Annotated in this window: 26 protein-coding genes and 2 tRNA genes; 10 read left to right on the forward strand and 18 right to left on the reverse strand. The window is 63.8% G+C overall.

The features are described from left to right. The first annotated feature begins 97 nt into the window (after positions 1–97). On the forward strand, positions 98–1,027 hold the full coding sequence (locus tag C9E81_RS16030) for a LysR family transcriptional regulator (protein WP_122113362.1): 930 nt from the start codon (positions 98–100) through the stop codon (positions 1,025–1,027). 98 nt (positions 1,028–1,125) lie between these two features. Here C9E81_RS16030 and C9E81_RS16035 read toward each other — a convergent pair whose 3' ends face one another. Continuing rightward, entirely contained in the window at positions 1,126–1,722 is a 597-nt protein-coding gene (locus tag C9E81_RS16035; protein ID WP_147457617.1) for a nitroreductase family protein, read from the reverse strand. Positions 1,723–2,072: 350 nt separating this feature from the next. Between C9E81_RS16035 and C9E81_RS22965 the strand changes: the two genes are divergently transcribed. Beyond that, positions 2,073–2,249 carry a hypothetical protein gene (locus tag C9E81_RS22965; RefSeq protein WP_166461949.1) on the forward strand — a complete coding sequence of 59 codons (177 nt, stop codon included), beginning with the start codon at positions 2,073–2,075 and terminating at the stop codon, positions 2,247–2,249. An 84-nt stretch (positions 2,250–2,333) separates the two neighbouring features. Here C9E81_RS22965 and speB read toward each other — a convergent pair whose 3' ends face one another. From speB to C9E81_RS16060, 5 genes are all read right to left on the reverse strand, one after another. Continuing rightward, positions 2,334–3,305 carry an agmatinase gene (speB, locus tag C9E81_RS16040; protein WP_122113364.1) on the reverse strand — a complete coding sequence of 324 codons (972 nt, stop codon included), beginning with the start codon at positions 3,303–3,305 and terminating at the stop codon, positions 2,334–2,336. Between the two features lie 83 nt (positions 3,306–3,388). After that, positions 3,389–5,653, reverse strand: coding sequence for an adenosylcobalamin-dependent ribonucleoside-diphosphate reductase (locus C9E81_RS16045; RefSeq protein WP_122113365.1), 2,265 nt, complete (start codon positions 5,651–5,653; stop codon positions 3,389–3,391). Between the two features lie 60 nt (positions 5,654–5,713). Continuing rightward, on the reverse strand, positions 5,714–6,598 hold the full coding sequence (gene olsA, locus C9E81_RS16050) for a lyso-ornithine lipid O-acyltransferase (RefSeq protein WP_122113366.1): 885 nt from the start codon (positions 6,596–6,598) through the stop codon (positions 5,714–5,716). Then, positions 6,595–7,377, reverse strand: a complete 783-nt coding sequence (olsB, locus tag C9E81_RS16055; protein ID WP_122113367.1) for an L-ornithine N(alpha)-acyltransferase — start codon at positions 7,375–7,377, stop codon at positions 6,595–6,597. Before olsB ends, olsA begins: the two co-directional genes overlap by 4 nt. 152 nt (positions 7,378–7,529) lie before the next feature. Further along, the gene (locus tag C9E81_RS16060; RefSeq protein ID WP_122113368.1) at positions 7,530–7,709 is read right to left on the reverse strand and encodes a DUF3553 domain-containing protein; all 180 of its coding nucleotides are present in this window, start codon (positions 7,707–7,709) and stop codon (positions 7,530–7,532) included. 38 nt (positions 7,710–7,747) lie between these two features. Here C9E81_RS16060 and C9E81_RS16065 point away from each other — a divergent pair, with 38 nt between their 5' ends. Next, complete coding sequence (locus C9E81_RS16065) at positions 7,748–8,380, forward strand: histidine phosphotransferase family protein (protein WP_122113369.1); 633 nt, start codon at positions 7,748–7,750, stop codon at positions 8,378–8,380. Between the two features lie 55 nt (positions 8,381–8,435). Here C9E81_RS16065 and C9E81_RS16070 read toward each other — a convergent pair whose 3' ends face one another. Continuing rightward, entirely contained in the window at positions 8,436–9,701 is a 1,266-nt protein-coding gene (locus C9E81_RS16070) for a glutamate-5-semialdehyde dehydrogenase (RefSeq protein ID WP_122113370.1), read from the reverse strand. Positions 9,702–9,801: 100 nt separating this feature from the next. Here C9E81_RS16070 and C9E81_RS16075 point away from each other — a divergent pair, with 100 nt between their 5' ends. Continuing rightward, positions 9,802–10,269 carry a DUF1203 domain-containing protein gene (locus C9E81_RS16075; protein ID WP_122113371.1) on the forward strand — a complete coding sequence of 156 codons (468 nt, stop codon included), beginning with the start codon at positions 9,802–9,804 and terminating at the stop codon, positions 10,267–10,269. A gap of 40 nt (positions 10,270–10,309) precedes the next feature. Here C9E81_RS16075 and C9E81_RS16080 read toward each other — a convergent pair. The 3 genes from C9E81_RS16080 to C9E81_RS16090 all read right to left on the reverse strand — a co-directional run bounded on the left by C9E81_RS16080 (position 10,310) and on the right by C9E81_RS16090 (position 11,850). Beyond that, positions 10,310–10,386: transfer RNA gene (locus C9E81_RS16080), tRNA-Asp, on the reverse strand. A gap of 27 nt (positions 10,387–10,413) precedes the next feature. After that, a tRNA-Asp gene (locus C9E81_RS16085) sits at positions 10,414–10,490 on the reverse strand. 244 nt (positions 10,491–10,734) lie between these two features. After that, the gene (locus C9E81_RS16090; protein WP_122113484.1) at positions 10,735–11,850 is read right to left on the reverse strand and encodes an anhydro-N-acetylmuramic acid kinase; all 1,116 of its coding nucleotides are present in this window, start codon (positions 11,848–11,850) and stop codon (positions 10,735–10,737) included. A 61-nt stretch (positions 11,851–11,911) separates the two neighbouring features. Between C9E81_RS16090 and tyrS the strand changes: the two genes are divergently transcribed. Then, entirely contained in the window at positions 11,912–13,159 is a 1,248-nt protein-coding gene (tyrS, locus tag C9E81_RS16095; RefSeq protein WP_122113372.1) for a tyrosine--tRNA ligase, read from the forward strand. A 190-nt stretch (positions 13,160–13,349) separates the two neighbouring features. Then, positions 13,350–13,952, forward strand: a complete 603-nt coding sequence (locus tag C9E81_RS16100; RefSeq protein ID WP_122113373.1) for a thiamine phosphate synthase — start codon at positions 13,350–13,352, stop codon at positions 13,950–13,952. Between the two features lie 39 nt (positions 13,953–13,991). On the opposite strand, the gene C9E81_RS16105 is transcribed toward C9E81_RS16100, so the two are convergent. Both C9E81_RS16105 and C9E81_RS16110 read right to left on the reverse strand, forming a co-directional pair. Continuing rightward, positions 13,992–14,219, reverse strand: coding sequence for a DUF1150 family protein (locus tag C9E81_RS16105; RefSeq protein ID WP_122113374.1), 228 nt, complete (start codon positions 14,217–14,219; stop codon positions 13,992–13,994). A 10-nt stretch (positions 14,220–14,229) separates the two neighbouring features. After that, complete coding sequence (locus tag C9E81_RS16110) at positions 14,230–14,640, reverse strand: Hsp20 family protein (RefSeq protein WP_122113375.1); 411 nt, start codon at positions 14,638–14,640, stop codon at positions 14,230–14,232. Between the two features lie 228 nt (positions 14,641–14,868). On the opposite strand from C9E81_RS16110, the gene C9E81_RS16115 reads away from it, so the two are divergent. The 3 genes from C9E81_RS16115 to C9E81_RS16125 are packed head-to-tail and all read left to right on the forward strand — an operon-like array spanning position 14,869 to position 16,674. Further along, complete coding sequence (locus tag C9E81_RS16115; RefSeq protein ID WP_122113376.1) at positions 14,869–15,102, forward strand: YdcH family protein; 234 nt, start codon at positions 14,869–14,871, stop codon at positions 15,100–15,102. A 56-nt stretch (positions 15,103–15,158) separates the two neighbouring features. After that, a complete protein-coding gene (gene purE, locus C9E81_RS16120) occupies positions 15,159–15,644 on the forward strand; it encodes a 5-(carboxyamino)imidazole ribonucleotide mutase (protein WP_122113377.1) in 486 nt (161 codons plus the stop codon). Then, positions 15,637–16,674, forward strand: coding sequence for a 5-(carboxyamino)imidazole ribonucleotide synthase (locus C9E81_RS16125; protein ID WP_122113378.1), 1,038 nt, complete (start codon positions 15,637–15,639; stop codon positions 16,672–16,674). Before purE ends, C9E81_RS16125 begins: the two co-directional genes overlap by 8 nt. A gap of 151 nt (positions 16,675–16,825) precedes the next feature. Here the strand turns inward: C9E81_RS16125 and C9E81_RS16130 are convergent, their stop codons facing one another. Both C9E81_RS16130 and trxB read right to left on the reverse strand, forming a co-directional pair. Then, on the reverse strand, positions 16,826–17,626 hold the full coding sequence (locus tag C9E81_RS16130) for a bifunctional sulfate adenylyltransferase/adenylylsulfate kinase (RefSeq protein ID WP_122113379.1): 801 nt from the start codon (positions 17,624–17,626) through the stop codon (positions 16,826–16,828). Positions 17,627–17,773: 147 nt separating this feature from the next. Continuing rightward, positions 17,774–18,766 carry a thioredoxin-disulfide reductase gene (gene trxB, locus C9E81_RS16135; RefSeq protein WP_122113380.1) on the reverse strand — a complete coding sequence of 331 codons (993 nt, stop codon included), beginning with the start codon at positions 18,764–18,766 and terminating at the stop codon, positions 17,774–17,776. Positions 18,767–18,913: 147 nt separating this feature from the next. Here trxB and C9E81_RS16140 point away from each other — a divergent pair, with 147 nt between their 5' ends. After that, positions 18,914–19,414, forward strand: coding sequence for an Lrp/AsnC family transcriptional regulator (locus C9E81_RS16140; RefSeq protein WP_122113381.1), 501 nt, complete (start codon positions 18,914–18,916; stop codon positions 19,412–19,414). A 108-nt stretch (positions 19,415–19,522) separates the two neighbouring features. On the opposite strand, the gene C9E81_RS16145 is transcribed toward C9E81_RS16140, so the two are convergent. The 4 genes from C9E81_RS16145 to nuoN are packed head-to-tail and all read right to left on the reverse strand — an operon-like array spanning position 19,523 to position 24,279. After that, the gene (locus C9E81_RS16145) at positions 19,523–21,199 is read right to left on the reverse strand and encodes a ribonuclease J (RefSeq protein WP_122113382.1); all 1,677 of its coding nucleotides are present in this window, start codon (positions 21,197–21,199) and stop codon (positions 19,523–19,525) included. After that, on the reverse strand, positions 21,192–21,971 hold the full coding sequence (locus tag C9E81_RS16150) for a type III pantothenate kinase (RefSeq protein WP_122113383.1): 780 nt from the start codon (positions 21,969–21,971) through the stop codon (positions 21,192–21,194). The genes C9E81_RS16145 and C9E81_RS16150 overlap by 8 nt, the downstream gene beginning before the upstream one ends. Positions 21,972–21,974: 3 nt before the next feature. Then, positions 21,975–22,751, reverse strand: a complete 777-nt coding sequence (locus C9E81_RS16155; RefSeq protein WP_166461932.1) for a biotin--[acetyl-CoA-carboxylase] ligase — start codon at positions 22,749–22,751, stop codon at positions 21,975–21,977. Continuing rightward, entirely contained in the window at positions 22,744–24,279 is a 1,536-nt protein-coding gene (nuoN, locus tag C9E81_RS16160) for an NADH-quinone oxidoreductase subunit NuoN (protein ID WP_122113385.1), read from the reverse strand. The genes C9E81_RS16155 and nuoN overlap by 8 nt, the downstream gene beginning before the upstream one ends. Between the last annotated feature and the right edge of the window lie 10 nt (positions 24,280–24,289).

The following is a 24,289-nucleotide window of genomic DNA, read 5'->3' on the forward strand; positions in this document are numbered from 1 at the left end:
GCATGGCGGGTGGTGCAATATAGTAAGTTATTAATTATTGGATGAGAAAATAATAATCTATTATATTGCCTTCCAACACGGCATTCCAGGGATTCCCATGTTCACATTGAGGCAGTTGGAGATCTTCCGCGAAGTCATCCGCGCGCGGACCACGATCGGTGCGGCCAGGGCGCTGAACGTGTCGCAACCCCTGGTTTCGAACATGATCCGGCAGATGGAGGCGAAGATCGGTTTTCCACTATTCGAACGTTTCGGCAACAGGCTGGTCCCGACACCGGACGCGGATGAGATCTATCACGACAGCGAGTCGATCTTTTCCATATACCAAGCCTTTACCAAAAGGATCGAAGCCCGCCAGCGCAGCGAGAGCGGGCATCTGCGGGTCGTCGGCACGCCGCCCATGGCCAATGCGCTGATCCCCCGGACCCTCAAGGAATTCCTGTCGAAGCGCCCCGCGGTGCGGGTGCATCTGGACACGCGGCGGATTACCGGGGTGCTGGAATCGGTGCAGTCCCGGATGGCGGATATCGGGCTGGGGCTGAACCCGCCGGAACGCGAGGGGCTGTCCTACGAGGTGCTGGCGATGGCCCAGATGGTCTGCGTGTTTCCGCCCGGGCATCCGCTGGAAAGCAAGCTCGCCATCACGTCGCGGGATCTCGTCGGTCAGCCGCTGATCCTCTACGAGCCGAGTTCCAGCCTCGATCTTGCCATCTCCCGCGATATCCTCACCCCCGAATTGCGGGCGCAGGCGATTGCCGAGGTGCGCTATTCCTCGGTGGCCTGCCTGATGGCCGAGGTGGGAATGGGCGTGGCCTTCGTGGATTCGCTGACCGCCTCGGTCGGCGACCGCTATCGCCTGTCGGCCCGCCCGCTTTATCCAAGCCAGCCGGTGCCGATCTGCCTCATCACCCGCAAGGACGAGCCGGCCAAGCGCATTCAGGCCAGTTTCCTTGCGGAATTGCGGCGGTCCCCGACGCTGACGGCACTTCGGGAATTCGGAGGCGATGGACCCGATACCGGCCATTGATTGGCGACAGTCAGGAGACTGGCCATTAGCGGTCAATGAGACTAGTCACGGCCAGCACGTCCGCTTTGCGGACAAAACAGACTTCGGATAAAAGCTGTTCAGCCTTCGGATGCCGCGTGGCCTACGCACATCAGAATGATCGGTGTAACCGGTGCCTGAAGACCGAGGATCTCGGCGGTGGCTTCATCATCAAAGCCGCCGACCCAGACACTACCCAGTTCTTCGGACACGGCCTGAAGTTGAAGGTTCTGGGCTGCCGCACCAGCTTCGAGATAGACATACCGTGGTCCGCGCAGACCGTAGGGCTTCTGGTCGGCGAAAGCTTGGCTCGGCGACACCATATCAGCACAGAACGCAATGATGCAGGCGGCATCAGTTACCCATTGAGGGTCCCCGATAGAAGCCTTTCTCAGCGCGACCCGCAGGTCCGAAGACATCAAGGGCTTTACAGAGAGATCAAGTGGATCGATCTCGTAGAGGCCCTTGTCCAGTCCTTCCACATGGTTCGCCACCACGAATAGCCGAAGTGGGTGCATGGCATGGGCTGATGGTGCAGTTCTCTTCCCGCTATCATCGGTAGCACCCTGCGCAGCCCATATGAGCCTTTCAAGTGACGCCATGGAAATTGACGCGCGACTAAACTGCCGAACGGTGCGGCGCCGTGACAGCGCTTGGGTAATCGTAACTTCTTCCAACTCGTTTCTCCAACCAAGCCTCGAACTCGACCTTTCGTGGACTTGCGATATTCAAACAATGTGGGGCTCGGAGCAAGCTCCCACCTCAGACGCTGCGCCACTCAATACCAATTTCGTCTGTTTTCGTCCATTTGGACTCAACGCGTATGCTGTGCTGGCCGCGACCGGCAGTCCGTAAATCACGCCATCCAGCTTGATGACCCAGCCCGACCTATCTCCTGACTGTCGTCAATTGATGCCGCGTTCACCCGGGATTCCCGGAAACTTTGTCACAATGCTCTTGCCAAACGGAACCAATGCCCGCATCGGAATGTTTGAAACCATAACAGCTTTCCCAAGAGGAAACCGCCATGCAGAAACTGACAGCCATTTTCCTGTGCGGATTGGCATTGACCGCCGCGGCCTGCGGACCGAATACCGCCACCCGCGCCACCACCGGAGCCGCAACCGGTGCCCTTGTCGCCGGACCTGTCGGGGCAGTCGCCGGAGCGGCGATCGGGGGCAGTGGCGCCGTAAGGATCAGGTAAGGGCAAGGCCGTCACAGCCACCACTGCTGCCCCGCAATCCCCGGGCATGCGGCCCGTCCGCAAAAGCCTGGCCTGCAGCCTGCCTCAGAGCCTGCCGACTTCCTTGCCTGCGGCCCCCTTGGCCTTGGCCAGAAGGCACAGCCAGTCATGCGCCACGGTCGCGGCGGCAATCGCGGTGATCTCGGACTGGTCGTAGGGGGGCGAGACCTCGACGACATCCATTCCCACGAGGTTCAGGCCGCCAAGGCCGCGAATGAACTCCAGCGCCTGCCATGATGCAAGCCCGCCCGGCACCGGTGTCCCCGTGCCCGGCGCGAAAGCCGGATCCATGCCATCGACATCGAAGGAGATATAGACCGGCGCATCGCCCGCACGCTCCCGCGCCACCGCGATGGCGGCATCGATACCGTTGCGGTGGATCCAGGGGCTGGTCAGGATCTCGAAGCCGAAATCCTCGTCGTTGAAGGTCCGCAGCCCGACCTGCGTGGATTTGGCCACGTCGATGATCCCTTCGCGCGCGGCCCGCAGGAACATCGTGCCGTGATCGTATCGCACGCCGTCATCTTCCCAGGTGTCGCAATGGGCGTCGAACTGGATCAACGCCACCGGCCCGTGTTTTTTCGCATGCGCCCTCAGCAGAGGATAGGCGATGGAGTGATCCCCGCCCAGGGTCAGGATTCGCGCGCCCGCCGCCAGGATCCCGTCTGCATGGGCCTCGATCGCCGGGCGGATGGTTTCGGGATGATGCGGGTCCAGATACACATCGCCGTAATCCACCACCGACAATGCCTCGAACGGATCGAAACCGAAGGGGAACGCCTTCAACTCGGCCAGCTGCACCGAGGCCGCCCGGATCGCCTGCGGCCCCAATCTGCAACCGGGCCGGAACGTGACCGCGTTGTCATAGGGCACGCCGGTCACAGCGACATCGACACCCCGCAGATCGCGGCTGTAATTGCGGCGCAGAAAGCTGAGCGCGCCGCCATAGGTCATCTCGTGCCACCGGCCCCCGGTCGTATCCTTGCGGCGGAAGGCCTGATCACCCATCTCCGGCATAGTCTTGCTCCCGTTGGTTTGCGGCGCATCGGAATCGCCGGACCTGCCGCGCCCCTATGGCTGCGGCAGCAGTGTTCCCGCCCTTATCCGCATTTGGAATGACCGCAGCTCGGGCAGGTCATGCAGCCTTCCACCATGCGCATCCCGTATTGGCCGCAACTCGGGCAGGCCGGGCCGCGCGGGCGTTCCCCCACGGCCATGACCTCGGCCTGAGGATCGGATTTCAGGCCCAGCCCCTCGCCCTCCAGAAAGCCGGTCGCGATCATGTGACGCTCGATCACGCCACCGATGGCCGCAAGGATCGAGGGAACATAGCGCCCCTGCATCCACGCACCTCCGCGCGGATCGAAGACCGCCTTCAGTTCCTCGACCACGAAGGATACGTCGCCGCCGCGCCGGAACACCGCCGAGATCATCCGCGTCAGCGCGACGGTCCAGGCGAAATGCTCCATGTTCTTGGAATTGATGAACACTTCGAACGGGCGGCGATGCCCGCCCTGCACGATGTCGTTGACGGTGATATAGATGGCGTGCTCGGAGCCCGGCCATTTCAGCTTGTAGGTCGAGCCCTCCAATGCGGCGGGGCGGTCCAGCGGTTCGGTCAGGTAGACGACATCGGCGCCCCGGTCGGCCTCGGGCACATCCTCGGTCTTTTCCGAGACCGACAGGACCGAGCCGGTCACGTCGTTCGGGCGATAGGTCGTGCAGCCCTTGCAGCCCAGATCCCATGCGGCCAGGTAGACATCCTTGAAATCCTCGAAGGAAATATCCTCGGGGCAGTTGATGGTTTTCGAGATCGAGCTGTCCACCCATTCCTGCGCCGCCGCCTGCATGGCGACGTGATCCCTGGGCGCAAGGGTCTGGGCATTGACGAAATGATCCGGCAAGGGCGCATCGCCATGCAGGTCGCGCCACATCTGCACGGCGTAATCCACCACCTCTTCCTCGGTGCGCGATCCGTCCTTTTGCAGCACCTTGCGGATATAGGCATAGGCAAAGACAGGCTCGATCCCCGAGGACACGTTACCGGCGTAAAGGCTGATCGTGCCGGTCGGCGCGATCGAGGTCAGCAATGCGTTGCGGATGCCGTGTTCCGCGATGGCGTCGCGCACATCCGCATCCATTTTTTGCATGAAGCCGGATTTCAGGAACTCATCCGCATCGAACAAGGGGAAAGCCCCCTTCTCGCGCGCCAGATCGGCGCTTGCCAGATAGGCCGAGCGCGCGATGGCCTTCATCCATTTGCGGGTCTGCTCGACCGCACCCGCCGCACCATAGCGCAAGCCCAGCATCAGCAGCGCATCGGCCAGCCCGGTCACGCCCAGCCCGATCCGGCGCTTGGCCTGCGCCTCGGCTGCCTGCTGGTCCAGCGGGAATTTCGAGGCATCCACCACGTTATCCATCATCCGCACAGCCGTGCGCACCAGTTCATCCAGCGCCGCCTCGTCCAGCCGGGCCGCATCCGTGAACGGGTCAGCGACCAGCCGCGCGAGGTTGATCGAGCCCAGCAGGCAGGCGCCATAGGGCGGCAGGGGCTGCTCGCCGCAGGGATTGGTGGCCGAGATGGTCTCGGCGTAATGCAGGTTGTTGGCCTGGTTGATCCGGTCGATGAAGATCACCCCCGGCTCGGCATAATCATAGGTCGCGCGCATGATCCGGTTCCACAGATCGCGCGCCTGCAGGGTGTGATAGACCTTGCCGTCAAATTTCAGATCCCACGGGCCATCGGCCTTCACCGCCTCCATGAAATCATCCGTCACCAGAACCGACAGGTTGAACATGCGCAGCCTTGCGCTATCCTGCTTGGCCTCGATGAACTGCTCGATATCGGGGTGATCGCAACGCATCGTCGCCATCATCGCGCCACGGCGGCTGCCCGCCGACATGATCGTGCGGCACATCGCGTCCCAGACATCCATGAAGCTCAGCGGGCCGGAGGCATCGGCGGCCACGCCCTTCACCTCGGCCCCGCGCGGGCGGATGGTGCTGAAATCATAGCCGATCCCGCCGCCCTGCTGCATGGTCAGCGCGGCCTCTTTCAGCATTTCGAAGATACCGCCCATATTGTCGGGGATGGTGCCCATGACAAAGCAGTTGAACAGCGTGACGGCGCGCCCTGTCCCTGCCCCGGCAAGGATACGGCCCGCCGGCAGGAACTTGAAATCCTCCAGCGCGGCATAGAAACGTTCTTCCCATTTCGCCGGATCCTTCTCGACCCGCGCCAGATCGCGGGCGACCCGGCGCCAGCTATCCTCGACCGAGGCGTCCACCGGCTGCCCATCGGCGTCCTTCATCCGGTATTTCATGTCCCAGATCTGTTCGGCGATGGGGGCGGCAAAGCGGGTCATCGGGCATCCTTGGTGGCGTTGGAAAGGGGATATACAATATATGGTGAGGACGTCGTGGCTTCAAGCCCGATTATCCACCCCGATCAGCGCCGCATCAAGCCCGTTCAGCACTGCTTCCCGCGTCTTGGCGGCCAATGTCTTGCGGTTCTCTCCCGCGACGGGAACCGGTGGATGCAGCATCACCTCGACATGGCCCTGGCGCGGCGCGGACAACACCGCCAGCAAGTGATCGGCCAGCGCCATATCCCCCCACCAGCCGTAAAAGCGCGGATCCGATTCCGCGGGTGCATGATAGGCAACACTCATCGGCTGGATTGCCAGATCCCCGGGCAGTTCGGGATCAAGAAAGCCCTGGAACAGCGTCGGCTTGAAGGGCAGCACCCGGCGGCCATCGGTCGAGGTGCCCTCGGGGAAGAACAGCAGCCGGTGTCCGGCGCGGATGCGGGCGGCGAATTCCTCGGCCTGCGCGCGGGCGAATTTCGGGTCGCGGATGACGAAATGCGTATTGGTGACGGCGGTCAGGATATTGACCCCCGGCCAGCCGCGCACCTCGGCCTTGGAAACGAAGAACACCGGCAGCGCGGCATTCATCGTCAGGATGTCCAGCCAGCTCGAATGATTCGCCACGATCGCGCCGGGGCCACGCAGCGCCCGTCCCTCGCGCCGCCAGCGCAACCCGATGCAGAGCAGCACCAGCCGGCATACCAGTTGCACATGCGGCCCGCTCCAGGGGCGGCGGGGGCCATGGAACAGTTTCTCGATGCCCCGCATGGGCAGGATCAGGATCACCCCGGCCAGCAGGACCAGAATCGCGGGCAGGCCGCGCCGGATAACCCGCCACCAGCCGGCAATGCCCCTGGGGCGCGGCAATTCGGGGGCTTCGCCCCCGCGCCAGGTCGTCCCATCCCGGCCGGGATCAGTTCGTGAGACGCGGGTCTCGTTCATTGTCCCTGCCAGCGGTCTTCATAGAATTTCCGGTGCTTTTCCGACATCGCCGCCGTATCCATCAGCAAAAACACATCCGTGGTGTTGAAGGCGCGGTCGATATAGGCTCCCTCGCCGACCCGGCCGCCAAGCCGCAGATAGGCCTTGATCAATGCAGGCATGCCGATCAGTGCCTCGCGCCGCTCCAGCTCATCGGCGGGGATCAGGTCCATCGGCTGATAGCCTTCGGGCCGAGCCACGGGGCGCAGCGCCTCGGCCGCCAGGTGGTTGTGATGCAGCCAGCTCAGCGATGGCGCCAGTTGCCTTGTGTCGGTGCCGTGAAAGCTGGCGACACCGAACAGCAGCTCGATGCCAAGATCCAGCACGTAATCGGCCAGCGCATTCCACAGCAGGAACATTCCCGAGCCGCCACGATAGGCGGGATCGACGCAGGACCGCCCCAGTTCCAGCAGCGAGCGCCCGGATTGGCGCAGCTTGGTCAGGTCGTATTCGCTGTCGCAATAAAAACGTCCGAACTCCTCGGCACGCATTCCCGGCAATAGGCGATACACGCCCACGACATGCTCCAGATCCTCTGCCGAGCGCCTTGAATCGATCAGGCAAAGGTGATCGACCACGGGATCGAACTCGTCGCATTCAAGCCGGTTCTGATGATCGACCAGGGCCCCGTCGCCGCCCAGTTCCTCGACAAAGACCCGATAGCGCAGACGTTGCGCCCCACGCAGGTCACGCTCGCAGGTCGCGATGCGGATATCGAAATAGGACGGGTCGGATTTCATCGGGCCTGCCGGGATTGCAGAGATATGCTTGAACCGGCTGTCTAAGTGCGCAAATGCCGCATTGCAACCATTTGCGCAATTCGAATACAGGCAAAAGAGGTTCCAACAAGATAAAAATCAACTTATGGTTGTGTTATGTTAGTTCCCACATATCATGATTCGTTCCAACGCAGGATTTCCAGCGTGACCCGCTTGCCATCGATGACCTGTTTGCCGGCCTCGGTGAAATTCACGGTGATGCGATCGCCGATACGGGATTGCACTTGCCCTTCACCCCATTCCGGGGCTCCGGGATGCAGCACGATCATGCCGGGTTCCAGCAGTTCATTCATGTTCGCCTCTGTCTTGCCAGCTTAAAAGGTATGTTCCGATGAGCGCCCACACAATGCGTATCGATCCCCGCCAATTGGCCGCACTGGTCGGATCGCGGCTATGCCATGATCTTGTATCTCCGCTTGGTGCCATAGGTAACGGCATAGAACTGCTTGAATTGTCTGATGAATTTCCCGGACTGACGAAAACGCCCGAGATGCGGCTGATCGCTGAATCGGTAAATGCCGCGCATAGCCGTATCCAGGCTTTCCGGGTCGCTTTCGGTCACGCCGGGAAGGATCAACAGGTCACGCGTGCCGAACTGGCAAGGTTGATCGAAGGGATGACAGGACAATCCCGGTTGCGCGCCGAGCTGACCGCCTATGGAACCTTTCCCCGCCCCGAGATCCGCATGATCGTGCTGGCGATGATGTGCCTCGAACATGCGTTGCCCAGGGGCGGAAAGGTTTCGATCCTGCATAGCAGCTCTGGCTGGCGTCTGCTCGCGCAGGGCGAGCAGACGCGTCCTGACCCCGCCTTGTGGTCATGGCTGGATAGCTGCGACACTGCGTCACGGCGCACGCCCGCGCCGTCAGAGGTGCAATTCGCCCTGCTGGCCGAAGCGGCGACGGAGCTGGAGCGCAGGCTCCGCTGGAAAATGACCGACAGGAATGCCGAGATCGCGTTCTGACCAAACGCCGGGCGCCGGGGTTCCGGGGCAGTGAATTTCCGCCTTTCCGGCAGGATCAGCCGCGAAGCGTTCCCTGCCCCGTGACCAGATATTTGAAACTGGTCAGCTGTTCCGCCCCCACCGGACCACGCGCATGCAGCTTGCCCGTGGCGATGCCGATCTCTGCCCCCATGCCGAACTCTCCGCCATCGGCGAACTGGGTCGAGGCGTTGCGCATCAGGATCGCGCTGTCGAGACCGGCAAAGAATCGCTCTGCGGTGGCGTCGTTCGCGGTCAGGATCGATTCGGTATGCTGGCTGCCGAAACGGCGGATATGTGCGATGGCCTCGTCCACGCCATCGACCAGCTTGGCGGCAATGATCATGTCCAGGAACTCGCGTCCGAAATCGTCGGGCTGCGCCTTGGCGGTGCCGGGGATCTTCGCCAGTTCGCCCTCGGCCCGGACCTCGACACCGGCGGCCAGCAGATCCTCGATCACCGCGGCCCCGTGTTTCGTATAGAACTGCCAGTCGATCAGCAGGCATTCCGCCGCACCGCAGATGCCGGTGCGGCGCGTCTTGGCGTTCAGCACCACCTGCCGCGCCATCTCGGGATCGGCGTCGCGGTCTACATAGATATGGCAGATGCCTTCCAGATGCGCGAAGACCGGCACCCGTGCCTCGCGTTGCACAAGCCCGACCAGCCCCTTGCCGCCGCGCGGGATGATCACGTCGATCACCCCCTGCGCGCCCAGCATGGCACTGACCGCCGCCCGGTCGCGGGTGGGGACAAGCTGGATCGATGCCTCGGGCAGGCCGGCCTGATGCAGCCCCTCGACCATGCAGCCATGGATCGCCGTGGATGAATGCAGGCTTTCCGAGCCGCCGCGCAGGATCACCGCATTGCCGGATTTCAGCGCCAGCGCCCCGGCATCGGCGGTCACGTTCGGGCGGCTTTCATAGATCACCCCGATCACGCCGATGGGCGTGCGCACGCGCTGGATATGCAGCCCGGTCGGGCGGTCCCATTCGGCGATGACCTCGCCCACCGGGTCGCGCTGCTCGGCCACGGCGCGCAGGCCGTCCTCGATCCCGCGCAGCCGGTCCCCGTCCAGCCGCAGCCGGTCCATCATCGCGTCCGACAGCCCCTTTTCGCGGCCGAATTCAAGATCGCTCGCATTGGCTTCGAGGATCTCGGGCGCGCGTTTGCGGATCTCATGGGCGGCGCCGATCAGCGCCGCGTATTTCCGCTCTCCCGGGGCCTGCGCCAGCTCGACTGCGGCCTCGCGGGCGGCTTCGCCCATCTTCGCGATCAATGCGTCAGCTTCGACCATATCCTTCATCGCCCATTACCCCGTTCGTCGAATGAAACGCCCGATTTCAGCGCCCCTATATTCCGGCCTCCATGCATAACCAGTTTCGCATCGAAACAGGAGTCCCGAAATGCAAATCCGCTTTTGTCCCATCCCAAGCGAAACCGCCCGCGCCTGGCGCAGCGGATCACCCGACGCTTACGGGCTTGCGCCCGAATGGGTGGAGGCCTCGTCCGGCAGTGGCACTCCCTGCCGCCACTGCCTCGATCAGGTGCCGGCGGGCAAGCCTTACCTGATCGTCGCGCATCGCCCGTTCGAGGGGCTGAATCCCTATACCGAGACCGGCCCCATCTTTCTTTGCGCCGGGGATTGCGCCGCTGGCGGCCCCGGATTTCCCGAGCGATTTCTGGCGTCGGAACAATATATCACCCGCGGTTATTCTGCCGATGAACGGATCATATACGGCACCGGCGCGGTCACGCCCACCGGCAGGATCGAGCAGAGATGCAGGGAGTTGTTCGCACGGAAAGAGATCGCCTTCATCCACATCCGCTCGGCCAGCAACAACTGTTTTCACTGCCGGGTCGAACGCGGATGACATATGCCGCGCTTTCATGTTGAAATGAAATGAAAACGAATGGCGCGGTTGACGGGGCTCGAACCCGCGACCCCCGGCGTGACAGGCCGGTACTCTAACCAACTGAGCTACAACCGCGCATTTATCCGGGCGAAAAGATGAGAGTGGCGCGGTTGACGGGGCTCGAACCCGCGACCCCCGGCGTGACAGGCCGGTACTCTAACCAACTGAGCTACAACCGCACACTCATCCTCCCCGGCTGATCGCCCGCCGGGTGAGCGGGGTTTAAGCGGGCAGTCAGGCCGCGTCAAGATAGCTGAAGAAAAAACATCCGCGCATCGGAGGACAATGCGCGGATGCCATTGGACACCCGCGCGGAGGAGAGGCGGGTCACGCCCATGTTTTCATCCCGCCCGATATCGCAACGGCATAATCCCGACATGTTTCGGTCATATGACGACAGGATCGCGCCGGAATCAGGGCGGGTTACCAGGACGGGCGGCCCATGCGCGGATGGCTGATCCGCCCGCCGCAGACCGGAGCTGCCACGCCGGTCGTCATCGGCCCCGATATCGGCAGGCCCCGCTGCACGCGCACCGCCAGCCATCCGAAAGCCTGCGCCTCCAGCATGTCGCCATCCAGCCCGGCCGACTCGACCGGCTGGACATCGGCTTCGACCGTCTCGCGCAGCGCTTGCATGATCGTGCCGTTATGACGCCCACCGCCACAGACCAGCAAAACGGCGGGCATGGATGGCAGCCAGCGCATCCCCGCCGCGACCGATCCGGCCAGCGCCGCGACCAATGTGGCCGCCGCATCGGCGTCGGACAATGACGCCACCGCTTCGCTCAACCCGGTAAACTGGTCCCGGTCCAGCGATTTGGGCGGGGGACGGTCGAAATAGGGATGCTGCAGAAACTCTGCGACGATCCCCTGATCCGCGCTGCCCGAGCCCGCCAGTGCGCCGCCCTCGTCACGGGCCTGCCTGCGGCGCGTCCGCATCAGGTCGTTGATCGGCGCATTCGCCGGGCCGGTATCGAAGGCCACGCAGGCGCCGGGGGATTCGGGCGCCCGAGTCCCCGGGTCCACCCAGGTGATGTTGCCCACCCCGCCAAGATTCAGGAAGGCCAGCGGCGCGGAAGGCAGCTTCCCCTCCCTGATCGCCCATTCGGCACAGGCCCAGTGAAAGAACGGGGCAAGCGGCGCGCCCTCTCCGCCCTGCCGGACATCCTCGCTGCGGAAATCCCAGATAACCGGACGGCGGGACATCCGCGCCAGCGCCGCCCCGTCTCCGGCCTGATGGGTGCCGCGCCCATGCGGATCATGCGCCAACGTCTGGCCGTGATAGCCGATCAGTTCGGCCTCGGGGAAGCCCTCGGCCAGCGCGGCATGGCTGGCCACCGAGATATCGGCCGCATCCGCCACCCCCTCCTCGCCCGGCCAGCGCCCGAGCGCCGCATGCAACGCCGCCGCCTCGTTATCGGAATAGGCGCGGAACACGCTGCGGCCGAAACCGCCGATACGGATCCCGTCGGTTTCGATCATCGCCGCGTCCACCCCGTCGAGCGAGGTGCCCGACATCATTCCCAAAGCCCGGATCATCACGCCTTTTCCTTTGCCCTCGCAGCCGGTATATCCGCCCCGCAGAAGAGGAAACAGCCCCATGACCTACCAGCCCAGATCGGATTTCCTGCAAATCATGCGCGAGCGCGGCTATATCGCCGATTGCACGGATTACGAGGGGCTGGACAAGGCGCTGCTGGCCGGGCCTGTCACCGCCTATATCGGCTATGACGCGACGGCGGCCAGCCTGCATGTCGGGCACCTGCTGAACGTGATGATGCTGCGCTGGTTCCAGAAGACCGGCAATCGCCCGATCACGCTGATGGGCGGAGGAACCACCAAGGTCGGCGATCCCTCCTTCCGCTCGGAAGAGCGCCCCTTGCTGGACCAGGCCGCGATCCAGGCCAATATCGACGGTATGCAGAAGGTCTTCGCCCGCTATCTCGATTACCGCGAGGATGGCGGCGCGATGATGCTGAACAATGCCGAATGGCTGGACGGGCTGAACTACCTGGATTTCCTGCGCGATATCGGCCGGCATTTCAGCGTCAACAGGATGCTGTCCTTCGAGTCGGTGAAATCGCGGCTGGATCGCGAGCAGTCGCTGTCCTTCCTCGAATTCAACTACATGATCCTGCAAGCCTATGATTTCCTGGAACTGCACCGGCGTTACGATTGCAGCCTGCAGATGGGCGGCTCGGATCAATGGGGCAATATCGTCAACGGGATCGACCTGACCCGGCGCGTCGATGACGCGACCATCTGGGGGTTGACCTCGCCCCTGCTGACCACCAGCGACGGGCGCAAGATGGGCAAATCGCAGGGCGGTGCGGTCTGGCTGAACGGCGAGATGCTGTCGCCCTATGAGTTCTGGCAATTCTGGCGCAATACCACCGATGCCGATGTGGGCCGGTTCCTGAAGCTCTATACCGAGCTGCCGGTCGCCGAATGCGAGCGGATGGGGGCGCTGCAAGGATCCGAGATCAACGAGGCGAAGGTGCGGCTGGCCAATGAAGTGACCACCCTTCTGCATGGCGCCGAGGCCGCGGCCAGCGCCGAGGCAACCGCACGCGAGGTGTTCGAACAGGGCGGCGCTGGCGGCGACCTGGAAGTTGCGCTGCTGCCGTCGGATGCGCTGAGCGATGGGCTGACGGTGGTGCAGATGCTGGTCCAGACCGGAATCACCGCCAGCGGCAAGGAAGCCAAGCGCCTGATTGCCGAGGGCGGCCTGCGGCTGAACAACGAGGCGGTGAACGATCCGCAACTGCCGGTCGACGCAAGCCTGATCGGCGGCGGGCTGAAGGTTTCGGTCGGCAAGAAAAAGCATCGGATGGTGCGGGTCGGCTGACCTGGAACGGTTGTTCGTTGCGTCCCGCGACGGCGGGGCTCAGCCCCGTCGCCGGCAGGTCACGCGGACCCGTGGCGCGACCCGCCAGCGACCTTCCGGGATATTTGGACACGGAAGAAGCCGGGACAGAACGGAGACCGCTTGCTTAATCGGCTTGCAGTCGCCGGGACGGAATGTGAAAGAGGATGTCATGACAGAGGCACCGCAGCTTTACCTGATGACTCCCGCCGGCGCGCAGGCTTCGGCGCTCGGCCCCCTTCTGAGCGAGGTGATGGACCGCTTCCCCGTCGCCTGCCTGCGTATCCGCGGCGGTGTGGAAGAGGACGAGCTTGGCCGTCTTGCCGATCTGACGCGCGAGATCGCCCATGCCCGCGACGTGGCGGTGGTCATAGATGACCATCTGCGGCTGGCGCAGCGGCACGGGCTGGACGGGGTGCATCTGACCGATGGCGCCCGCGGCGTGCGCGCTGCCCGCAAGGAACTGGGCGCGGACGCCATCATCGGCGCGTTCTGCGGATCGTCGCGCCATGACGGTATGACGGCAGGCGAAGCCGGAGCGGATTACATAAGTTTCGGGCCGGTCGGCGAAACCGCACTGGGCCGCGGCGCCCCCGCCCCGTTCGAGCTGTTCGAATGGTGGTCAGAGATGATCGAGATCCCGGTCGTGGCCGAGGGCGCATTGTCGCGCGAACTGATCCAGAAAATCTCGGCCGCCTGCGATTTCATCGCCATCGGCCCCGAGATCTGGGGCGAGGACGACCCCGTCGCGGCGCTTGCCGCGATATGGGGATGACCCGAAACATCACCGGCTGATGGTTCCAGTTCGCACCCCTTAGTGAACGCTTACCGGGGTCAGCTCGTTCTGACGGGCCAGCATGAAGGCCATCTTGCGGTCGCGGACCAGTGCCAGACGCTCGCCATCGGTATCATGAACCGCGTAGAGACTGTCGATATCGGGAAGCTGGTCCCGCACTTCCTGCGGCAGGGTGCTGGTTGCGACCTGCCGGATATAGACGATGTTCTCGGCCGGATGATCGCCGAAATCGAATTTGCTATCCATGATGATCTCCTTACTTGCGGCTGATCGGGATGGTCTGGACGACCTGCTCGGGCTGAACCCGACGCAGATCTATATGCAGAAGCCCGTTCTCCATCTGGGCCGAGACGACCTCAACCCCGTCGGCCAGAACGAAGCTGCGCTGAAAGGCCCGCGCGGCGATCCCGCGATGCAGGAAGACGCGGTCCTCGCCCGCCTCGGCCATGCGCCCGCGGATCACGAGCTGGCGATCCTCGGTGGTGACGCTCAGATCGTCCTCGGCAAAGCCGGCCACTGCCAGGGTAATGCGGAACCCGTCGGGGGCGTTATGCTCGATATTGTATGGCGGATAACCCTCGGCGCCCTTGGCGGCCCGTTCCGCCATCCGCTCAAGCTGGTCGAAACCCAGAAGATAGGGATGCGCCCCTAACGATATCTTGCTCATTTTCAGCCCTTTGTCTGCAAGCGACTGTGGGTGGCAGGCCCCGATGCGGCGACCTGCCTGCAAACAATATGTGAACGCGGATTGCCGGACGCAAGGCCCCGTTTGGCAAGCCATCGTCCCCGATTGCGGTAAAATACCCGGCATGACCGGGCAGGATTATATTAACAGAGCCGAAACAACAGGCTATAATCGCGCGGCCAGCATCACCGTTCAACCGGACATCGCCAGATGAATATGCACCACGAGCCCACCAGTCGCGAGATGACGCATGACGAGATCATGCGTGCCGAATTGTCGGTCCTGCGTGCCGCGCATCGCGATCTGGACCGGGAAATCGCGGCATTGTCCGAACAGAAACTTACCTCCACGCTGACCCTGCAGAGGCTCAAGAAGCAGAAGCTCGCGCTCAAGGACCAGATCGCCCGGCTCGAGGACGAGGTCACCCCCGATATCATCGCCTGATTGCGGGTGCCGCGCCCGCGCGTTATGGAAACCTGACGCGACGAAAGGGGCAGAGCATGGAAAAACCCGTCGGAATCATCATGGGCAGCCAATCGGACTGGCCGACCATGCGCGAGGCGGCGCAGATCCTGGACGAGTTGGGCGTGGGCTACGAGACAAGGATCGTCAGCGCCCACCGCACCCCCGACCGGCTGTGGGATTACGGCAAGACCGCGGTTTCGCGCGGGTTGAAGGTAATCATTGCCGGAGCCGGAGGGGCGGCGCATCTGCCGGGCATGATGGCCTCCAAGACCCGCGTGCCGGTGATCGGCGTGCCGGTGCAGACACGGGCGCTGTCGGGGGTCGATTCGCTTTACTCCATCGTCCAGATGCCCAAGGGCTTTCCGGTGGCCACCATGGCGATCGGCGCGGCGGGGGCGGCGAATGCCGGGCTGATGGCGGCGGGAATCCTGGCCATCAGCGACCCGGAACTGGCCGGACGGCTGGACAAGTGGCGGGATGCTTTGTCGGCCTCGATCCCCGAGGAGCCCGCCGATGAGTGAGATCCGCAGCATCGGGATACTCGGCGGCGGCCAGTTGGGGCGGATGCTGTCGGTCGCGGCCAGCAGGCTGGGGTTGCGCTGCCATATCTATGAGCCGGGGGCAGCGCCTGCCGGGGATGTCGCCCATGCCCTGACCACCGCACCCTATGACGATGAAGCGGCGCTGCGCGCCTTTGCCGAATCCGTCGATGTCATCACCTATGAATTCGAGAACGTGCCGACCTCGGCGCTGGACCTGCTGGAATCGATCCGGCCCATTCGCCCGAATCGGCGTGCATTGGCGGTCTCGCAGGACCGGCTGACGGAAAAGACCTTCCTGAACGAGATCGGGCTGGCCACCGCGCCTTTCGCCGATGTGCCTTCCGAGCGTGACCTTGCGACTGCCGTGGAACGGATCGGTGCGCCCTCCATCCTCAAGACCCGGCGCATGGGCTATGACGGCAAGGGGCAGGTCAGGATCACCGATCCCGGACAACTCGAATGGACCGGCGCGCCATCCGTGCTGGAAGGCTTTGTCGATTTCAGCGCAGAGATCAGCGTGATCATCGCCCGCGCCGCCGACGGTCAGGTTGCTGGGTTCGATCCGGGGCTGAATGTCCACGAGGGCGGTATCCTGCGGACGACCACCGTGCCTTGCGGTCTGCCGGGCAAGGTGACGACCGACGCGGTGTTGATCGCCGCCAGGATCGCCAATGCGCTGGATTATGTCGGCGTGATGGGGGTCGAGCTGTTCGTGACGCCCGCCGGGCTGATCGTGAACGAGATCGCGCCGCGGGTTCACAATTCCGGCCACTGGACACAGGCGGGCTGCGCCGTCGATCAGTTCGAACAGCATATCCGCGCCGTGGCAGGGCTGCCCCTGGGCGATGGCAAGCGCCATGCCGATGTGGTGATGGAGAACCTGATCGGCGACGACATGAACCGGGTGCCCGAACTGCTTGCCAGCCCGAGGACACAGATTCACCTTTACGGCAAGGGTGAGGCCCGGCCCGGGCGCAAGATGGGGCATGTGAACCGGATCACGTCCTGACGGCCATCACTTCGCGGAAAACGCTTTCCAGCATTCGGCCCTGTCCCCGATGCCGCAGCCGGATGTAACCGGCCTGCCATCGCCGCCAGCCTTCGAATGCAGGAAGGTATTTGGGCAAGGAAGAAGGGACGCGGACAATCTTGCCGGAATGCTACCCCCGGTGAGGCAGAAGCAACAGCCCCGCCTCTTCCAGCAGTTTTCCCAGTTCTGGTTCATCACCGGCAAGAACATGGGTCGCGCCATGATTTCGGGCGACGAGCGCCTGCAGAACCAGTATCCGGATCCCCTGCCCTCGCGCGACCAGATTGACCTCTGCCATGCAGGCGCCCGCGTGCCCGGCAATCGCGGTCTCGTATCGCCGCCGCAATCCGGCATGTTCCGCCGCCGGGATATCTCCCGCCAGAAGCATCAGCATCGCCACCATCCCCTCCGGAACAGGCAGCGCAGCGCAATCGTCCAGCGCCACCACCTGATCCCGGTCATGATCGCGAAATAACCCGCGCAGATGATTGGGCCTCGTTCCGGCCCCGGCAGGAGGGCGCAAACCCTTGACCTTGCCGCCAAGGCAGACGGGGCCCGCCATCCCGCCCCCGGGGCGCCAGTGATCGGTGACCGACATGATGGCCAGCAGCACATCCTGCCCGTCCAACAGACCGATATCGTCCCCCGGCTCGATCCGGGCGGCGAAATCCTCGCCGACTTCCAGAGTCACCGGCACCGGCCACAGCGCTCCCGAAGCCAGCCGCATATCCCGGGCGACATGCTCGCAATCGGCCTGCGTCATGAAGCCCTTGAGCGGAAAGAACCCCCCGTTCATCAGCAGTTCCAGATCGCAAAGCTGCCGGCGCGTCAGCCTCCAGCCGGGCAGCCTGGCCCCCTCGGCAGCCAGTTTCCCGGCGGCCTCGGGCGATACGAAAAGCTCGGGGATGGGGATCTGGTTCAGCTTGGTCATCGGCAGTCCTCGTGGCGGATGCTCCGCCCGTAACCTTGCCCGTCTCCGGGATCAACCGGGACAATCGGGGGAGTTCCCACGGCCCGCCATCGACCGCTTCCGCGACCGGCCAGGCTGGCTGCGATGCCTGCCACCTGTGAGGGGCGTCTATTCCGCCGGAGTCTTTTCCGGCTCGGCCTTGACGGGACTTGCCCCGGCCTCTTCCTGCGCGGCCAGCCAATGCTCGGCATCCAGCGCCGCCATGCAGCCCATCCCGGCGCTGGTAACCGCCTGGCGATAGAAATGGTCGGTCAGGTCGCCCGCCGCGAAGACACCGGGAACCGAAGTGCGGGTGCTGCCCGGTTCGACCTTCACATAGCCGCCATGGTGCAGCTCCAGCTGGTCCTTGACCAACTCGCTGGCAGGCGCATGGCCGATCGCCACGAAAATGCCATCGGCGGGCAGTTCGCGCGTCCCGCCATCCTTGGTCGAGCGCAACACCGCGCCGGTCACCCCCAGGGGATCGTCGGCACCTTTCACCTCGATCAGTTCGTGATCCCAGATGATCTCGACCTTGGGGTTCTTGAACAGGCGGTTTTGCAGGATCTTCTCGGCCCGCAGGCTGTCGCGGCGATGCACCAGTGTCACCTTCGAGGCGAACCTGGTCAGGAACAGCGCCTCTTCGACCGCGGTATTGCCGCCGCCGATCACCAGCACCTCGCGGTTGCGATAGAAGAACCCGTCGCAGGTGGCACAGGCGCTGATGCCGAAGCCCTTGAACTTCTCTTCCGAGGGCAGGCCCAGCCAGCGCGCCTGCGCGCCGGTCGCCAGGATCACCGCATCCGCCGTGACCCGCCGCCCGCTGTCGCATTCCGCGACGAATGGCCGCTGCCCCAGATCCAGCCGTGTCACCATGTCGGTGACGATATCGGCACCCATGGCGCGGGCATGTTCCTCCATCTTCACCATCAGCTCGGGGCCCTGGATCTCGGTCTCGCCCGGCCAGTTCTCGACCTCGGTGGTGATGGTCAGCTGCCCGCCCGGCTGCAACCCCTGGATCAGCATTGGCTCCAGCATCGCCCGTGCACCATAGACGGCTGCGGTATAGCCCGCCGGACCCGAGCCGACGATCAGGAGTTTGGTATGGGTGCTGTCGGTCATCTTGCGCCTCGATCTTGACTGTCGTGCCTAGGTAATGGCCCCGGCGCCCCTGCGCAATGGCTGCGCAATATGCAGAAACAATGTTGCGCAACAGCGGGGCGCATTGTAGTTTCCGGCAATCCAAAATGAACAGGGAAGAAGGCCAGCATGACCGGCACGAAACTGGACGAGATCGACCGTAAAATCCTGGCCGAGCTGCAGGCGGACGGCCGGATGACGAATGTCGAGCTTGCGCGCCGCGTCGGCATTTCCGCCCCTCCCTGCCTGCGCCGGGTCCGCTCGCTGGAGGAAATGGGCTTCATCCGCGGCTATCACGCCGATATCGACGCGCGGGAACTGGGCTTCGAGGTGCAGGTATTCGCGATGGTGCGTCTCGCCTCGCAATCCGAGCGCGACCTGTCGGCCTTCGAGGCGCTGGTGCAGGGCTGGCCGCTGGTTCGCGAATGCCACATGCTGAATGGCGAGATCGACTTCATCCTGAAATGCGTCTCGCCCGATCTGCCGAGTTTCCAGCGCTTCCTGACCGACCAGTTGACCGCCGCGCCGAACGTGGCCAGCGTCAAGACCTCGCTGGTCATTCGCGGCGCCAAGGACGAGCCTTCGGTCCCCTTCGAGATCGTCGAAGAGCGGGTGCGGCAGGCCGGATGATCCTGACGGCGACCTTCCCGCGATGGGTGCGGGAAGGCAGTGCATGGCTCGGGAGAGTTTGGGAAGCAAGCAGTTTCCGCCAGGACCGGGGCCGCTGGCGGAATCGCCTCAATCCGCCGTCAAACGGCTGATGATGACCGTGACTTCGGGCTTCTTGCCGATTTCCTCCATGCTGACCTGACGGGCAATCTTGCGGATCGCCTCGTCCATCTTGCCGTCATCGGCAACCACCTTGTCATCAGCGCTTTCCAGGAACTCGGCCAGTTCGGTCTCGATATGCCGGGCCAGATCGTCGCCGCCACGGGTCCGCTCGGGCAGGCCCATCAGTTCGACCCATGCATCGGGCAGGACGTTGTCGTCCTCGTCGACGATCACGCTGACCAGCGCATGCCCGTTCAGCGCCATCCGGATACGGTCGCGCACGATCCCGTCCATCGCGCCGATCAGCGTGTTGCCGTCAAGGTAAAGCCGTCCCGTCTCGACCTGATCGATCACCCGCGGCGCATCGCCTGTCAGCTCCAGCATGGTGCCATTCGTGGCGATCTCGGCCTTGATGCCCTTGCCGCGCGCAATCTGCACATGCTCACGCAGATGCAGATGCTCTCCATGCATGGGGATAACGATCTGCGGCTTCAGCAAGTCATGGATCTTCTCGATATCCGGACGGTTGGCATGGCCGGAAACATGGTAAAGCCCGTCCTGATCGTCGAACACATCGACGCCCAGTTCGCTCAGCGCGTTCATGATCCGCCCGACCGAGCGCTCATTGCCCGGAATGGTCTTGGAGCTGAACAGGAAACTGTCCCCCTCTTTCAGCGATAACCCCAGGTAACGGCCCCGCGACAACTGCGCGCTTGCGGCGCGGCGCTCGCCCTGCGAGCCGGTGACGATCAGCATCACCTTGTCACGCGGCATATCCGCCGCCTCTTCCGGACCGATCGTCTCGGGAAAGTCCCTCAGGATTCCGGTTTCGAAACCGACCGAAACCATCCGGCGCATCGCCCGCCCCAACAGGCAGACCTTGCGCCCCGAGGCGATGGCCGCATCGGCAAGCGTCTTTAACCGTGCGATATTGCTGGCGAATGTTGTCGCCACGACCATGTTTTTCTGCGCCATCACCCAATCGCGGATCGGATCGGCCAGAAGCGATTCGGAACGGCCGGGATGGGAGGAAAACACATTGGTCGAATCGCAGGTCAGGATCTTGACCCCCTGCCCTTCGCCGGCGATCTCGCTCCATTTCGCGGGGTCGAAAGGGTCGCCCACGACCGGTGTCTCGTCCAGCTTGAAATCGCCGGTATGCACGATACGCCCGGCGGGCGTGTCGATGATCAGCGCCGCGCTTTCCGGGATCGAGTGGCTGACCGGCATGAACTGCACCGAGAACGGCCCCTTTTCGATCACCTGCGGGCGCGGATCGACGAATTTCACCGTCTCTGCCGGATGCCCCATCTCTTCCAGTTTCAGCCGGCACAGCGTGCCGGTGAACTTGCGCGCATAGACGGGTACCCCGAGCCGCGCCCACAGATGGCCAAGCCCGCCCAGATGGTCCTCGTGACCATGGGTGATGAAGATCGCCTCAAGCCGGTCGCGATTTTCCTCGAGCCAAGTCAGATCCGGCATGATCAGGTCAATCCCGGGGCTTGAATCCATATCCCCGAAGGTCACGCCCAGATCCACGAGGATCAACCGTTCCTTGCCCGGCGCGCCATATCCATAGACATAGGCGTTCATGCCGATTTCGCCCGCGCCGCCTAGCGGCAGATAGATCAGGCGGTCAGCCATTGCCCATCTCCTTGTTGTAATCGTGTATCAATCTTAGCCCATGCACCGTCAAATCGTCCTCGATCGCATCGAAGAGGTCAAATCCCTGATCGAAGAGCGGTGCCAGCCCCCCTGTCGCGACCACTTTCATCGGCCGGTCGCGTTCGGCCCTTATGCGTTGCGTGATGCCTTCGATCAAGCCGATATATCCCCAATAGATACCCGACTGGATACAGGCCACGGTATTCGTGCCGATCACCCGCTCGGGCGTGGTCACATCGACATGGGGCAGCGCCGCAGCAGCCATGTGCAGTGCTTCCAGCGACAGGTTGACCCCCGGCGCGATGACCCCGCCGACATAGGCGCCGTCCTTATCAACCACGTCGAAATTCGTCGCGGTTCCGAAATCGACGACCACCGTATCGCCGCCATGCCGATCAAAGGCGCCCGCGGTATTGGCAAGGCGGTCCGGTCCCGGCCGCTGTCCCGGATCGACCCGTGGCTGCACAGGAAGAAGACATTCGGGCTTGCCGACGACAAGCGGCCTCAGGTTGAAATAGCGGCTGCACAGCACCCGCAGGTTGAACACCACCCGTGGCGCCGTGGCGCTGATGATGCAGGCGTCGATCTCTAGGCCGAATTTCTGCCCCGTGATCAGCGTCGACAGCCAGACGAAATACTCGTCCGCCGTGCGGCGGTGATCGGTCGAAATGCGCCAATGCGACAGGAACTTACGGCCGTCCCATATCGAGAACACGGTATTGGTATTGCCGGTGTCGATGCACAGAAGCATGGCTCAGCCTCCGCTGAAATAAATCTCGGCGGCGGGAATCGCCTGCCGTCCTCTGGATGTGACAAGAATCAGGGCGCCGGTTTCGTCGATCCCCTCGAAACGGCCCTCGGTCTGTGTCGTGCCGGTGCGCGCGGTGATGGTTTCGCCCAGTTTCGCGGCACGCGCCAGCCAGGCCTGCCGGATCGGCGCGAAACCATAATCCCGCAACTGCCGCCACCAGCGGTCAAAGGCCGGGGCCAGCGCGTCCAGCAACTCTTCCGGCGTGACCGTCAGCCCGGTCTCGCCCCTGAGACTGACCGGGCGCGTGGCCCGTTCCTCGACGGCTTCCCTGTCCGGGGCATCCGCGAGATTGACACCGATGCCAATGGCAAGCGCGGTCATGTCCCTGCCCGTGCCGGCGCTTTCCAGCAGGATCCCCGACAGCTTGCCGCCATTCAGCAGGACGTCATTGGGCCATTTCAGCGCGATATTCAGCCGCGGACCGCATAGCCCGGTCAACGCCTCGTGCAGGGCCAATGCGGCGACAAAGGACAGCCGCGCCGCGTCGGCAGGCCCGCCTTCGGGGCGCAGGACCAAGGTCGCTGCGAAATTGCCGGGTGGATCGGACCATGCCCTGCCCCGGCGTCCGCGTCCCGCCTCCTGCCGTCGCGCCATGATCCAGGCGGGGCCACCGAGCTGCGGAGCCAGCCGAAGCGCCTCGGCATTGGTGCTGTCCACCCGCTCGAGGATATGGCGGGCAACACCTTCGGGCCAGTCGCCCTCCGTGGCCGGATCACTCACTCGTGGGCTCGGCAGGTGTCGGGTCGGCTGGTGCCTCGCCCGACACTTCGGGGCCGCCTCCTGTGGCGCCGGTTTCAGCCGCCGCCTCGGGTGCGACCAGCGATTGCGCGGCGGTCGCTGCGGCGTCATCCATGCCCAGCATGGTCACTGCCCCCAGCAGCAGAACGGCGGCGGGCAGGATCAGGGCAAGGAACTGCACCAGCCCCATGCGGCTCTCGACCCCCTCGCTCTCGGCGCCGAAGAACATGTAATAGACGATCCGCAGATAATAGAAGGCGCCGATGACCGAGGCGACCACACCCGCCACGGCCAGCCAGGCCATTCCCGCCTCGACCGCAGCAGACAGCACGCCCAGCTTGGCGAAGAAACCGAGGAAGGGCGGCACACCGGCAAGGCTGAACATCAGGAACAGCACGGCCAGCGCCTTGAGCGGTTCCTTCGAGGCAAAGCGGTTCAGGCTGTCCAGGTCGGTGACCGGCTGGCCATCACGCTCCATCGACAGGATGAAAGCGAAACTGCCGACATTCATCGCGGCGTAGATCGCCATATACATCAGCATCGCCTGCACGCCATCGGCATTGCCCGCGGCCAGCCCGACCAGCGCGAAGCCCATATGGGCGATCGAGGAATAGGCCATCAGCCGCTTGATATTGCGCTGCCCGATCCCGGCGATCGAGCCGAGGAACATCGACATGACTGCCAGCGCGGCGACGATCTGGCCCCAGTCCCCAGGCACATTGCCGAAGGCGCCGAACAGCAGCCGCGCGATCAGCGCCATCGCGGCAACCTTGGGTGCGGTGGCGAAGAAGGCGGTGACCGGTGTCGGCGCGCCTTCGTAGACATCGGGCGTCCACATGTGGAAGGGCACGGCCGAGACCTTGAAGGCCAGGCCGACCAGCAGGAAGACCATGCCGAAGAGCAGCCCCATCGACAGCTCGCCCGCATTCACGGTGCCGATGATGCCGGCAAAGCTGGTGGTGCCCGCAAAGCCGTAAACCAGCGAGGCGCCGAACAGCAGCAACCCCGAGCTGAGCGCGCCGAGGACGAAATATTTCAGCCCCGCCTCCGACGATTTGGCGCTTTCGCGGCGCATCGCGGCGATGACGTAAAGCGACAGCGATTGCAGCTCCAGCCCCATGTAGAGCGACAAAAGATCGCCCGCCGAGACCATCATCATCATCCCCACCCCGGCCAGCGTGATCAGGATCGGGTATTCGAAGCGCATCAACCCGTGCCTGACCATGTAATCGGCGCTCATCGCCAGCACGGCGGCAGCAGAGAGCAGGATGGTCACCTTGGCGAAACGCGCGAAAGCGTCGTCGATGAACATGTCGAAAAAGACGGTCTGTGCAGGATGGCTGCCCAGCCCGATATACAGCCCCGCAACCAGCAGCGCCGCAACGGTCGCCCAGAGCAGGGGCTTGGCGATCTTGTCCTTGCCGAAATAGGCCCCCGCCATCAGCGCCGCCATCGCATAGATGGCCAGCAGCAGCTCGGGCAGGATGGTCGAGAAGTCGAGCGCGGTCATCTTGCTTTCC

Source organism: Paracoccus alkanivorans (assembly GCF_003697785.1).
Lineage (GTDB): Bacteria > Pseudomonadota > Alphaproteobacteria > Rhodobacterales > Rhodobacteraceae > Paracoccus > Paracoccus alkanivorans.